10 protein-coding genes and 1 riboswitch are annotated in these 12154 nt (G+C 72.8%); of the genes, 4 read left to right on the top strand and 6 right to left on the bottom strand.

The genetic code is table 11. From position 1 onward, the window contains the following. The first annotated feature begins 7 nt into the window (after positions 1–7). Positions 8–1045: a CobD/CbiB family cobalamin biosynthesis protein gene (locus M8316_RS16270; RefSeq protein WP_250056291.1), complete on the top strand. Its 1038-nt coding sequence runs from the start codon at positions 8–10 to the stop codon at positions 1043–1045. Here the strand turns inward: M8316_RS16270 and M8316_RS16275 are convergent. From M8316_RS16275 to cobN, 5 genes are read right to left on the bottom strand one after another with little or no spacing between them, the layout of a single operon-like run. Further along, positions 960–1733: a cobalt-precorrin-6A reductase gene (locus M8316_RS16275; RefSeq protein WP_250056294.1), complete on the bottom strand. Its 774-nt coding sequence runs from the start codon at positions 1731–1733 to the stop codon at positions 960–962. The genes M8316_RS16270 and M8316_RS16275 overlap by 86 nt on opposite strands. After that, the gene (locus M8316_RS16280; RefSeq protein ID WP_250056295.1) at positions 1730–3208 is read right to left on the bottom strand and encodes a cobyric acid synthase; all 1479 of its coding nucleotides are present in this window, start codon (positions 3206–3208) and stop codon (positions 1730–1732) included. The genes M8316_RS16275 and M8316_RS16280 overlap by 4 nt, the downstream gene beginning before the upstream one ends. After that, positions 3205–3804, bottom strand: a complete 600-nt coding sequence (locus M8316_RS16285; RefSeq protein WP_250056297.1) for a 2'-5' RNA ligase family protein — start codon at positions 3802–3804, stop codon at positions 3205–3207. Before M8316_RS16285 ends, M8316_RS16280 begins: the two co-directional genes overlap by 4 nt. Then, on the bottom strand, positions 3801–4562 hold the full coding sequence (gene cobF / locus M8316_RS16290; RefSeq protein ID WP_250056299.1) for a precorrin-6A synthase (deacetylating): 762 nt from the start codon (positions 4560–4562) through the stop codon (positions 3801–3803). The genes M8316_RS16285 and cobF overlap by 4 nt, the downstream gene beginning before the upstream one ends. Continuing rightward, the gene (cobN, locus tag M8316_RS16295; RefSeq protein WP_250056301.1) at positions 4559–8191 is read right to left on the bottom strand and encodes a cobaltochelatase subunit CobN; all 3633 of its coding nucleotides are present in this window, start codon (positions 8189–8191) and stop codon (positions 4559–4561) included. Before cobN ends, cobF begins: the two co-directional genes overlap by 4 nt. 28 nt (positions 8192–8219) lie before the next feature. Further along, positions 8220–8372, bottom strand: a riboswitch (cobalamin riboswitch). A 62-nt stretch (positions 8373–8434) separates the two neighbouring features. On the opposite strand from cobN, the gene M8316_RS16300 reads away from it, so the two are divergent. After that, on the top strand, positions 8435–9193 hold the full coding sequence (locus M8316_RS16300; protein ID WP_250056303.1) for a (2Fe-2S) ferredoxin domain-containing protein: 759 nt from the start codon (positions 8435–8437) through the stop codon (positions 9191–9193). A gap of 388 nt (positions 9194–9581) precedes the next feature. Here the strand turns inward: M8316_RS16300 and M8316_RS16305 are convergent, their stop codons facing one another. Further along, entirely contained in the window at positions 9582–10244 is a 663-nt protein-coding gene (locus tag M8316_RS16305; RefSeq protein WP_250056305.1) for a hypothetical protein, read from the bottom strand. A gap of 655 nt (positions 10245–10899) precedes the next feature. On the opposite strand from M8316_RS16305, the gene M8316_RS16310 reads away from it, so the two are divergent. Next, entirely contained in the window at positions 10900–11703 is an 804-nt protein-coding gene (locus tag M8316_RS16310; RefSeq protein ID WP_250056307.1) for a hypothetical protein, read from the top strand. Next, positions 11703–12119, top strand: coding sequence for a hypothetical protein (locus tag M8316_RS16315; RefSeq protein ID WP_250056309.1), 417 nt, complete (start codon positions 11703–11705; stop codon positions 12117–12119). The genes M8316_RS16310 and M8316_RS16315 overlap by 1 nt, the downstream gene beginning before the upstream one ends. Positions 12120–12154 lie beyond the last annotated feature (35 nt).

Below are 12154 nucleotides of genomic sequence, written 5' to 3' on the forward strand. Positions count from 1 at the left end.
GGCGCCCATGAGCGCCCGGGCGATCGGCATCCTGCTCGGCGTGGCCACGGACCGTCTCCTCGGCGACCCGCAGCGTCACCACCCGGTGGCCTGGTTCGGCGCCGTCGGCAACGGCCTGGAGCGCACCGCCTGGCGCGACAGCCGCGCCGTCGGCACGGCGTACACCGCGCTGCTCGTGGGCGTGCCGACGGCGGCCGCGTGGGCGGTCGACCGCGCGCTGCATGGACACCCCGTGCCCCGGGCCGCGTTCACCGCGCTGACCACCTGGACCGTGCTCGGCGGCACCAGCCTCGACCGCGAGGTCGCGGCCGTGGAGCGGCACCTGGTCGCCGGGGACCTGCCGGCGGCCCGCACCCAGGTCGCCCGCGTCGTCGGCCGCGACACCCGGTTCCTCGACGAGGCCGGCGTCGCTCGCGCGGGCGTCGAGACCGTCGCCGAGAACACCTCGGACGCGGTGGTCTGCTCGCTGGTCTGGGGCGCTCTCGCCGGGCCCGCGGGCCTGGTCGCCCACCGCACCGCCAACACCCTGGACGCGATGGTCGGCCACCGCTGCGCCCGGCACGGACGCTTCGGCTGGGCCTCGGCCCGGCTCGACGACGTCCTCGGCCTGCCCGGCGCCCGGGTCACCGCGGCGCTCGCGACCGCCCTGGCCCCCACCGAGGCGGGCAGCCCCCGCGAGGCCGCGGCGGTCTGGCGGCGGGACGCGTCCGGCCACCCCAGTCCCAACGCCGGGCCGGTGGAGGCGGCCTTCGCGGGCGCGCTCGGCGTCCGGCTCGGCGGCACGCTGGTCTACGGCACCGGGGACGACGCCCGCACCGAGCACCGGCACCTGCTGGGCGACGGCCCGCCGCCGGCCACTCCCGACCTGGTCCGGGCCCGCCGCCTCGCGCGCCGGGTCGACGCGGGCGCCGCGCTGCTCGCTGCGGCCACCGCGTGGGGCCTCGCCACCGCACGACCCATCAGGCACCGGACGTCCCCTCGCCGGTCTCCGCGGCCAGGGCCGACACCCAGGCCACGGCTGCGGCGACGTCCTCGACGAGGGTGACGCCGGCGGGCGGCGCGGGCCGCTCCACGACCACGCAGGCGATGCCGGCCTCGGCCGCGGCCAGCATCTTCGGCCAGGTCAGCGGCCCGCCGGAGTCCTTCGTGACGAGGACGTCCACGCGGTGCTCCGTCAGCAGCGTCCGCTCGCCGGCGGGCTCGTAGGGGCCGCGGCTGCGCAGCAGCGTCCAGGCTCCCGGCACCGCGACCTCGGGGGCGTCGACGACCCGGGCCAGCACCGGGAGGTGCGCCAGCGGACCGGTGAACGCAGCCAGGTGCTGGCGACCGATCGTGAGGAACGGTCGCTCCCCGTGCCCCAGGACGGCGGCCGCCGCCGTCTCGTGGTCGGGCACCCGCACCCACGGCCGCACGCCCGTCCCGGCGGGCTCGCTCCACCCCGGGCGGGCCAGCCGGAGCAGGGGCGGCGAGCCGGGCTCCGCGAGCGCGCGCGCTGCGTTGCCGCTGATCGTCTCCGCGAACGGGTGGGTGGCGTCGACGACCGCGTCGAAGGCGTCCGCGTGGGCCGCCAGTCCGTCCACCCCGCCGAAGCCGCCGACGCGCAGGCCGCCGACGGGCAGGACCGGGTCGGCCACCCGTCCGGCGAGGGAGGTCTCGACGTCGACGCCCCGTTCCACCAGCGCGGCGGCCAGGGCGCGCGCCTCGCCGGTGCCACCGAGGAGCAGCACCCTCACGGCCGCGCCCCGCGGAGCCCGTCGGTGGCGAGCGCGAGCAGGCCGTCGACGTCGAGGTGGGCCTCGACGAGGTCCGCGAGCACGTCGATCCGCCGCTCCCGGGCTGCCGGGAAGCTCGCGCGCGACTCCACGCCGAGCACCTCGCGGAGGTAGGCGGAGCGGTGGGCGTCGTCCTCGAGGCGGCCGTGGACCATCGTGCCGGTCACCAGCCCGGAGGCGGAGACGAACTCCCGTCGACCGTCGTCCCCGAGCGAGGCGTCGCCCGTAACCCGCCCGTGGTGGATCTCGTAGCCGGCGGGCGCGTGCCGCCGCAGCACCTTCTCCGGGCCGAAGACGGTGACGACGTCGAGCAGGCCGAGGCCCTCGACCCGGGCGCCGGCCTCACCCTCGACGCCGTGAGGGTCCTCGATGGTCCGGCCGAGCATCTGGCAGCCGCCGCAGATCCCGAGCACCGGGCGTCCCGCGGCGGCGTGCTCGCGCACGGCCCGGTCGAGGCCGCGGGAGCGCAGCCAGGCGAGGTCCTCGAGGGTGGCCCGCGTGCCGGGCAGCACGACGAGGTCGGCGCCCGACAGGTCGCGCGGCGAGGAGGCCAGGACGACGTCGAGGTCGGGCTCGAGGCCGAGCGCGTCGGCGTCGGTGACGTTGGAGACCCGCGGGAACCGGATCACCGCGGCCCGCCGGCGCCCACCCGCCGTCGCCCGTCGCGACTCCAGGTCGAGAGTGTCCTCGGAGTCCAGCCAGACGTCCGGGTGCCAGGGCAGCACCCCGTGGACGGGCAGCCCCGTGCGCTCGGTGAGCACGTCCAGGCCCGGCTGCAGCAGGCCGAGGTCCCCGCGGAACTTGTTGACGACCCAGCCCGCGAGCAGGGCGCGGTCCTCGGTGTCGAGCAGCTCGCGGGTGCCGACGAAGGCGGCCAGCACGCCGCCGCGGTCGATGTCGCCGACGACGACGGTCGGCAGGTCGAAGGCGCGGGCCAGGCCCATGTTCACGTAGTCGCCGGAGCGCAGGTTGACCTCGGCGGGCGAGCCCGCACCCTCGGCGATTACGAGGTCGTGGCGGGAGGCGAGGTCGGCGTACGCGGCGTGGGCGGCGGCGGCCAGGTGGCGACGTCCCTCGACCCAGGTGGTCGAGTCGACGTCTCCCCCAGGCTGCCCCAGGAGCACGACGTGGCTGCGCCGGTCGCCGCCGGGCTTGAGCAGCACGGGGTTCATCGCGACCTCGGGCACCGCCCGCGCGGCCACGGCCTGGGTCCACTGCGCGCGGCCGATCTCGGCGCCGAGCGGCTGCCCGTCGTCGTCCCCACCCCGGACGACGAGGCCACCGGGCGCGTCCACGACCATCGAGTTGTTGGACATGTTCTGCGCCTTGAAGGGCGCCACCCGCACCCCGCGGCGGGCCAGCGCGCGGCAGAGCCCGGTGACGACGGTGCTCTTGCCGGCGTCCGAGGTGGTGCCGGCGACGAGGAGGCCGGTCATGCGTCCACCGTCCCGCGCGGGGAGGCCGGCGACGGCACGGCTGCGAGCGGGAACGTCCGCAGCAGCCGGCAGTCGTCGTTGGCCCACCACTGCAGGTCGACCCGGTCGACGGTGTGCCTCACCGGCAGCAGCGTGCCCAGCGAGGCCCGCACCCACTCCGCGTCCACGCCGTCGGCCGCCTGCTCCAGCGTGAGGTGCGGCACCGGGTCGGCGTGCCTGCCGCCGTACGGCGGGGTCTCGGGGAACGCCGCCGTCAGCACCCGGCCCAGGCGGCGCAGCGGCCCGTCGTCCTCGGGGACGAGGTGGAGCAGCCCGTCCGGGAAGACCCCGACCCGCTCCAGCACAAGCTCGAACGTGCTCACCGCGCCGACGAGGCCGGCGACACGCTCCATCCGCTCCTCGTCCGGCTCGGCGACCCAGGGCGCCAGCACCGTCACGTGCGCGTGGCAGAAGTCCGGGTCGACGGAGACGAAGGAGGCGTCGTGGTGCGCCGTCCGCCGGCGGACCCAGTCGTCGAGCGCCGGCACGGGGACGGCGAGCACCGTGTGCCCACGCCTGCCGGACGCCGCGGTCCACGCGCCGGGCGTCGCGCTCATGCCGGGCCCCGGAGCAGGTAGAGGTCCATCACCCAGCCATCGACCGCGTCGGCCTCCCGCCGGGCGCGGGCGATGTCGGGCAGCACGTCGCCGACCCGGCCGGCCACGGCTCGCTCCCCGTCGGCGCCGAGGTTGGCGGCCCACCAGATCGTCCAGTCGTCGACGCCGAGCCCGCCCAGGTCGACGGTGCGGCTGAGCATCACCACGACGTTGCGCTGCCCCTGGGCCAACGCCTCCGGCAGGCGCCGGGCAGTCGTGACGTGCAGCGGGTCGCCGACGTCGTGCAGGACGAGCCGGTGTCGCGCGGCCAGCAGCACCAGGCTGGAGATGCCGGGCACCACCTCGACGGCCAAGGGGCGGTCGGGCCGATCCATCCGGTCCAGGAGCCGCAGGGTGGAGTCGTACAGGCTCGGGTCGCCCCAGACGAGGACGCCGACGTCGCCGGCGTGCTCGTCGAGCGCGGCGTCCCAGGCGGCTGCGCGCGCGGCGTGCCAGGCGTCCACGGCGGCGGCGTAACCGGGCCCGTCGAGCCCCGGGCTCCGGTCGCGCTCGGGGTCGTCCAGGACCACCAGCGACACGTCGTGCCGCGCGCAGATGGCCCGGCGCACGGCCAGCAGCGGGTCGCCCTCGCGCTTGGCGAAGGCCAGGACGACGTCCACCGACCGCAGCGCGGCGACGGCCTGCGGCGTCAGGTGCTGCGGCCCCATCCCGATCCCGATCGCCGCGACCCTGCGGGGAGGCGCGAGCGGGGTGGTCACGCCCGGTCCTCCAGGTCGCCCTCGGTCTCCAGGTAGACGGCCTGCATGGCGGCCAGCAGGTCGGCGTCCGGCTCGGTCCACAGACCTCGTTCGGCGGCCTCGTGCAGCCGCTCGACGATGCCGCGCAGCGCCCACGGGTTGGACTGTCGCAGGAACGCCTGGTTGGTCTCGTCCAGGACGTACTCCTGCGCCAGCGCCTCGTACATCCAGTCGTGCACGACGCCGGCGGTGGCGTCGAAGCCGAAGAGGTAGTCGACGGTGGCGGCGAGCTCGAAGGCGCCCTTGTAGCCGTGCCGCTGCATGGCCGCGATCCAGCGCGGGTTGACCACGCGGGCGCGGAAGACGCGGTTGGTCTCCTCCTGCAGCGTCCGGGTGCGCACGGCGTCCGGACTGGTCGAGTCGCCCACGTAGGCCCGGGGATCGGCGCCGGTCAGCGCGCGGACCGTGGCGACCATCCCGCCGTGGTACTGGAAGTAGTCGTCGGAGTCGGCGATGTCGTGCTCGCGGGTGTCGACGTTCTTCGCCGCCACCTGGATGCGCCGGTAGGACGTGCGCATGTCGTCGGCGGCCGGGCGGCCGTCCAGCCCGCGGCCGTAGGCGAAGCCGCCCCAGGCCGTGTAGACCTCGGCGAGGTCGGCGTCGCTACGCCACCCGCCGGACTCGACGACCTGCAGGACGCCCGCGCCGTACGAGCCGGGCTTGGAGCCGAAGATCCGGGTCGTCGCGCGCCGTTCGTCGCCGTGCTCGGCGAGGTCGGCGGCGACGTGCGCGCGCACCGGGTTGTCCTCGTCCGACTCCTCGAGCCCCGCCACGAGCCGGACGGCGTCGTCCAGCATGGCCACGACGTGCGGGAACGCGTCGCGGAAGAACCCGCTGATCCGCACCGTCACGTCCACGCGCGGGCGGCCGAGCTCCTCGAGCGGCACGGGCACGAGGTCGGTGACGCGCCGCGACGCCTCGTCCCAGGCCGGGCGCACGCCGAGCAGCGCGAGCACCTCGGCCACGTCGTCGCCCGACGTGCGCATCGCGGAGGTGCCCCACACCGAGATGCCGACCGAGCGCGGCACCTCCCCGGTGTCCTCGACATGACGACGGACGAGCGACTCGGCCAGCGCCTGGCCGGTCTGCCAGGCCAGTCGCGAGGGCACCGCACGCGGGTCGACCGTGTAGAAGTTGCGCCCCGTCGGCAGGACGTTGACCAGGCCGCGCAACGGGGAGCCGGACGGCCCGGCGGGCACGAAGCCGCCCTCGAGCGCGTGCAGGACGGCGTCGAGCTCGTCGGTCGTGCGAGCCAGCCTCGGCACCACCTCGGTGGCCGCGAAGCGCAGCACCCGGACGACCTCCGGGTCGTCGTGCAGGCCCTCGGCGGCAGCGGGCTCCCAGCCGTGCGCCTCCATGGCCTCGACCAGCGCCCGGGCTCGCTGCTCGGCCTCGTCCACGACGACGGTCGCCTCGTCGTCCTTGAGCCCGAGGGCCGCGCGCAGGCCCGGTACCGCGTGCTGCCGGCCGCCGAAGACCTGGGCGGCGCGCAGGATGGCGAGCACGAGGTTGACCCGCGCCTCGCCGTCGGGCGCCTGGCCGAGCACGTGCAGGCCGTCGCGGATCTGGGCGTCCTTGATCTCGCAGAGCCAGCCGTCGACGTGGAGCAGGAAGTCGTCGAACTCCTCGTCGTCCGGACGCTCGTCGAGGCCGAGGTCGCGGTGCATCTGGGCCGCGTGCATGAGCTGCCAGATCTCCCCGCGGACGGCGGGCAGCTTGGCCGGGTCCATGGCGGCGACGTTGGCGTGCTCGTCCAGGAGCTGCTCCAGCCGGGCGATGTCGCCGTAGGTCTCGGCGCGCGCCATCGGCGGCACGAGGTGGTCGACGATCGTGGCGTGCGCGCGGCGCTTGGCCTGCGCTCCCTCGCCGGGGTCGTTGACGAGGAACGGGTAGACCAGCGGCAGGTCACCCAGGGCGGCGTCGGTGGCGCAGGACGCCGAGAGCGCCGCGTTCTTGCCGGGCAGCCACTCCAGCGACCCGTGCTTGCCGAGGTGCACGAGGGCGTGGGCGCCGAACCCGCCGTCGGCCTCCTCGGCCTCGAGCCAGCGGTAGGCGCCGAGGTAGTGGTGGGAGGGCGCGAGGTCCGGGTCGTGGTAGATCGCGACTGGGTTCTCGCCGAAGCCGCGGGGCGGCTGAATCAGCAGCACCACGTTGCCCGCGCGCAGGGTGGCGAGCACGAGCTCGCCGTCGTCGTTGACGAAGAGCGAGCCGGGCGCGGGACCCCAGGCCGCCTCCATCCCGGCCAGCAGGTCGGGGTCGAGGTCGGCGGCCCAGCGGCGGTACGTCTCGCCCGGGACCCGGACGTGGGCGTCGCCGAGCTGGGCGGTGGTCAGCCACTCCTCGTCCTGGCCGCCGGCGTCGATGAGCGCGTGGATGAGCGCGTCCCCTGCGGCGGTGTCGCCGTCGGTCTCGGCGAGGGCGAGGACGTCGGTGACGACGTTGTCGGCGCCCAGGTCGTAGCCCTCCTCGCGGAGCCGGCGGAGCAGCCGGACCGTCGAGACGGGCGTGTCGAGCCCGACCGCGTTGCCGACCCGGCTGTGCTTGGTCGGGTAGGCCGAGAGGACGAGGCCGAGCCGCCGTCGCGCGGGGGCGAGGCGCCGCAGCCGGGCGTGGTTGGCCGCGATCCCGGCGACGCGGGCGCAGCGCTCGGGGTCGGCGACGTAGTGCGGCAGACCGTCCTCGTCGACCTCCTTGAAGGAGAACGGGGCAGTGATGACCCGGCCGTCGAACTCGGGGATCGCCACCTGGGTGGCGGAGTCCAGCGGGGTCACGCCGTCGTCGTTGGCCAGCCACTCGGCGCGGCTGGAGGTCAGGCAGAGCCCCTGCAGCACCGGGACGTCGAGCGCGCGCATCCGGGCGACGTCCCACGTGTCGTCCTCGCCCCCGGCCTGTGCCTCGGCCGGGGTGGTGCCGCCGGCCGCGAGCACGGTCACGACCACGGCGTCGAGCGTGCCGAGCGCCTCGTAGAGCGCGTCGGGCGCGGAGCGCAGGGACCCCGCGAAGACGGGGACGCCGACCGCTCGACCGGTCGCGTCCACGGCGTCGGCGAGCGCGTGCGCGAACGCGGCGTTACCGCTCACCTCGTGCGCGCGGTAGAAGAGGATGCCGACGCGCGGCAGGTCCTGCGCCCCCTGGACGGCGACCGCGGCCGGGCGCTCCGCGAAGCCCCACTGCGGCACCTCGGCCGGCGGCTCGAACCCCTCACCGGTGAGCAGGACGGTGTCGGAGAGGAAGGCGTGCAGCTGACGCAGGTTCTCCGGGCCGCCCTCGGCGAGGTAGCGGTGGGCCTGCGCGGCGACGCCCAGGGGAACCGAGGAGATCTCCATCAGCTCGGCGCTGGGCTGCTGCTCGCCGCCGAGGACGACGACGGGGGTGCCGGACGCCTTGACCCTCTCGAAGCCGGAGCAGAGGTCCTCGGCCGAGCCCAGGAGCCGGCCGACGACCAGGTCGCAGCCGTCGAGGGTCTCGGCCATCGACTGGTGGCCGGGCCTCGAGGGGTTCGCCAGCACGTAGTCGGCATCGCTGGCCCGCGCGGAAAGCAGGTCGGTGTCGGAGGTGGACAGGAGGGCGATCCGGACGCCACGGGTCATGGGTTTCTCCTCGGGGTTCTCGCCCCTGCTCGACGGAGGTCCCGTGGCCAGTGTCTGGCTACGTCCCGGCCTCGCGGCGGGGACTCACAGTGGCGGAACCGCCCCGGAATGGACCGTGAGGTCGCACCGGGTTCCTGATCACCACGAGACGTGTGTCGTCACCCTAGGGCACGACCCGGGACGCCGAGCCGTGCCCGGTCCCCCTCGTGGTCCTGCGTCCGGGTCATGAGTCAGGATCGGTGGGTGACGTCTCCCCCTCCTGGTGCCGCGACCGTGGTGCTGGTCGGACTGTCCGTGCGGGAGGTCGAGGAGCGCCACCAGCTGGCCGAGGCGGCCGCCTCGACCGGTGCCCACGTGGCGTTCCTGCAGGTCGGCACCCCCTCACTGCACATGGTCCTGGACTCCCTCGCCGACGCCCCCGGCGCTCCCACCGACGTCCTGCTCGTCGGGGTCTCGCTCGGGTCGCTGGCGCCCGGGGTCTCCTGGGCAGGACGCGTGGCCGCAGCGTGGCTCGACGAACGGTCGGTCCGCGGGCTGTCGGCTCCCGTCGTCCACCTGGCTGCGCCCACGCTGGGCCCGACCCCCGACACGCTCGAGCGCGTGCTGGCGCTCGTCGCCGACGGGGCCTGCCGGGTCGTCGCCGACGACGCCGGGGCCCTGGACTCGCCGGCCTGGCAGGAACCGCCTCGCCACCGCCACCAGCTGTTGGTCTGCCGCGGCCCGCGATGCACGGCCCGCGGGTCGGACCGCACCGCCGAGGCGATCGTCCTCGCGATGGTCGCCCGCGGCCTCGAGGACGACGACGTCCTGCTCACCCACACCGCCTGCCTCTCGCCGTGCAACCGGGGGCCGGTGGTCTGCGTGCAGCCCGACGACGCCTGGTTCGGTCCGGTGCACCCCGAGGACGCCGACGACCTCGTCTCGTCGCTGCGCCCGGGCTCCCGACCCGAGCCCGCGCGACGCTCGGTCCGGTCCCCCTCCCCGCCTCCCGACCCGCCCTGACCAGCGAGCCGTGTTGCCACGCGGTCCGGTGGGCGCCGACGAGCAGCACGACGGGCTGTACCATGACGTAGGGCTGGTCGTGCTCTGCACACCGAATCGTTGCAGGAGCCGAGGATGCATGTGGCTGACCCGGGCGCCCCCGGGAGAAGTCGAACCTACGACCTGGTGTGTCTGGGCCAGCGGGTGCACTTCACGTTCGAGCCCGGAAGGCATCGACCGAAGCAGCCGACCAAGAAGTCGCCCTCATCGTGCAGCAGATCCAGGCATGACAAGCATCACGAACACCGGGCCGCTCATCACCGACAACGCCATCATCTAGAAGCACGCACTCGACTCGCGGCGCCACGGCCTCAACCGCAACTGATGCATGCCAGAAGTCGGCACGCCCCTACGTCGATAGTGCGGCGGAGGCGCGGGGGTCCAGCCGTACGACGAGGTCGATGTCGGCGGCGATCGCCTCGGGGGCGTCGTGTGCTCGCGCGACGGCTTGCCGAGCGTGGGTCAGAAGGGTCAAGAAGTCGGTCTCCATGGCGCTCTCGAAGGGCAGCGACGGGAAGGTGCCGATGTATGACGAACCGTCGTGGGTGACTCGCAGCTCGACGCCGAGGTTCTTGAGTACCCGCCAGTCGAATGCCGACGCGAGCCCCTTCATCCTGCGAACGTGGTCAACGTGGCGATGTTCGTTGCCTTCGAGCCAGGTCAGGAGATCGGCTGTGCTGGCCAGCCGGTGGGTGGTGTCGGCCTCGTAGTCGAACACCTCGTAGACGCCCGAGGAGTAGTCGTCGGGGTTCTCAGGTGCGGAGAGGTTGAACAACGACGAGCCGAGCGGACCGAAGGACCACAGGAGCCCCTCGCTGGTGAACTCGCAGTGCCAGCCGGGCCGGCCTCCCAGGAGGTCGCCGAGGTTCTCCCACCAGACCTTGCTCTCCCAGCCGTGCAGTTGCTCGGCGAGCGTGACGTAGGTGGGGGTTCCGACGTCGATCGTCACCTCGACGTCCCACGCTGGGCCGTGCGGACGGCTTGGTGGCGTGCTCTCTGCATCTTCGGTCACGGCTCGACGGTACGTCCCCTGAGAGCTCGGGTGCCATCAGCAACGAGGCGGCTCGCGGTGAGCCAGCTCGACCCCGAGGCGGCTGGTTCTGGCGGTAAAGTCCGGCAGCCACGCCCGACAACCGGGCGGGACACCTACGATTCGGAGACGCCATCAAGTCACGAGGAGGCCGGTCATCGAGCACGAGATCACACTGGTCAACGACGGGGACGGCATTGCGCTGCTCGGTGACGCCGCGGCGATCAACCGCTACCTCGAGTCGGAGGATCTGCCCTGCCGCTGCTCCACGACCTCGCCGGGACGGGCAAAGGAATGGCCGAGCTGGTCCCGGACCAACCGGAGCGGGCAGCCGTGCCGGGCCAGCTCGGCGGTGCGGCGTCGAGCCCCACCTCGTGGGCGATGAGAGTTCCGACCGTGCGACGCAGCGTGTGAGCTGTGGTCTTGGAGAGTGTCTCGCCCACTCGTGAGATGGTCCTCAAGGGCCGTGCAGAAGCTGCGTAGGGTGCGCCGCCGTGGTCGGTGAGGGAGATAATGAGTCGCGAGTTGCGTACCCCGCGAGATGGCCCATCCACTCCGTCGCTCAACCTTGACGGCCAGCGTTGAGCAGGCATATAACTCAGGGAGTCTCTAACACCTAGCCGTGCGGGGAACCAGCATGCCCGGGATCGCCAAGTTCCACTGGCTGCCTCGGCGCCTTGTCGTGTCGTTGTTCAGCCTTGTTCTCCTAGGGATTACCACCTATCCGGCCGTTGCTAAACCTTCTCCAGCCCCTGATCACGCGGCTGCGGGCTCGTCGGCGGCGCCGACAGAAGGCCCGGCGTTAACTCTCGACACGGACGCCGCTGTTGAGTCCGACTCGATCACGACAGACGAAAGCGCGTTCAGCCTCGAAGGCGTCACCCTACCAGCCAGTTTCCGGGTATCGGGGACGCGCTCATATGTTCTAGATGCGTCCGGGGCACGCGTCTACTTCCCCGCAGATGTGGCATCGCGTGCTGCCAGTACATGGTGGGACGGGGTGTGCACCGACGGAGAGAGCAGATATGCCACCGTCAAGGACTATCCGCGGGAAAAGGCGCATTCCCGCATGGAGCGAACTTACGCTCGGATGTACTGCGGAAAGAAGGACCGCGACAGCGAGGAGCCGTTGTCGGAGGCGGCTTTCGGAATCCGGCATATACGCGCATATCACAAGTCCCAGTTTGCAAAACTGGCATCTTGGCAAGGGTCCACGTGGGGAAACTGGATGCATTGGGCATTGCGATGGGTGATGTCTGAGCCTTCCTTACGAACCGTTCAGAACGCTAACCGATTCTGCTACGAGAAGCCGTTCAACTTCACCAACGCGAACGGCGAAGCCGTGACTCGTTACGTGGTCGCGCTCCTCGGCAAGACCGGTGTGCGGATCATGACGGCGTTTCCACGTAATAAAAGCTACTGCTTGGGCGTTCAATTCTAGTGGAGGAGCGCCAGGAGTTGCCTTCGCAGGCCATTGTCCAGGCTGATTCCGCCGTTGCCCCGGAAGGCACGCTGTGGGCTCAGTTCCTGGGGGAGTTGGGCAAGTACGGCATGTACCGCGCTGCAGTGGGTGGTCTGCAGTTCCAGCAGCGGGGCGAGAGCGGCTCGCGACTCTTCGTCATCTCGCCCACTCGACTAAGGGACGCCTTTGTCAGGGACATCGCCTATCACCGACTCCGGGGAGACCACGTCGACCCGGTCGAACGGTTGCCACAGTGGTTCCTCGACGGACTCTTCGAGTTCATAGGGGCTATCGAGGAACCGTACGATCATCGTTTCGTCGTCCTTGTTGGTTTACAGTTTCAGCCGGCGGACGAAGAGCAATATGCCCTCCGTGACCAGGGCACTGGTACGTGACACGGACAAGTGTCCACGAGTTAGCCCGGATCGTT

Origin of the sequence: Nocardioides bruguierae, assembly GCF_023554635.1 — a bacterium.
Classification (GTDB): Bacteria; Actinomycetota; Actinomycetes; order Propionibacteriales; family Nocardioidaceae; genus Nocardioides; species Nocardioides bruguierae.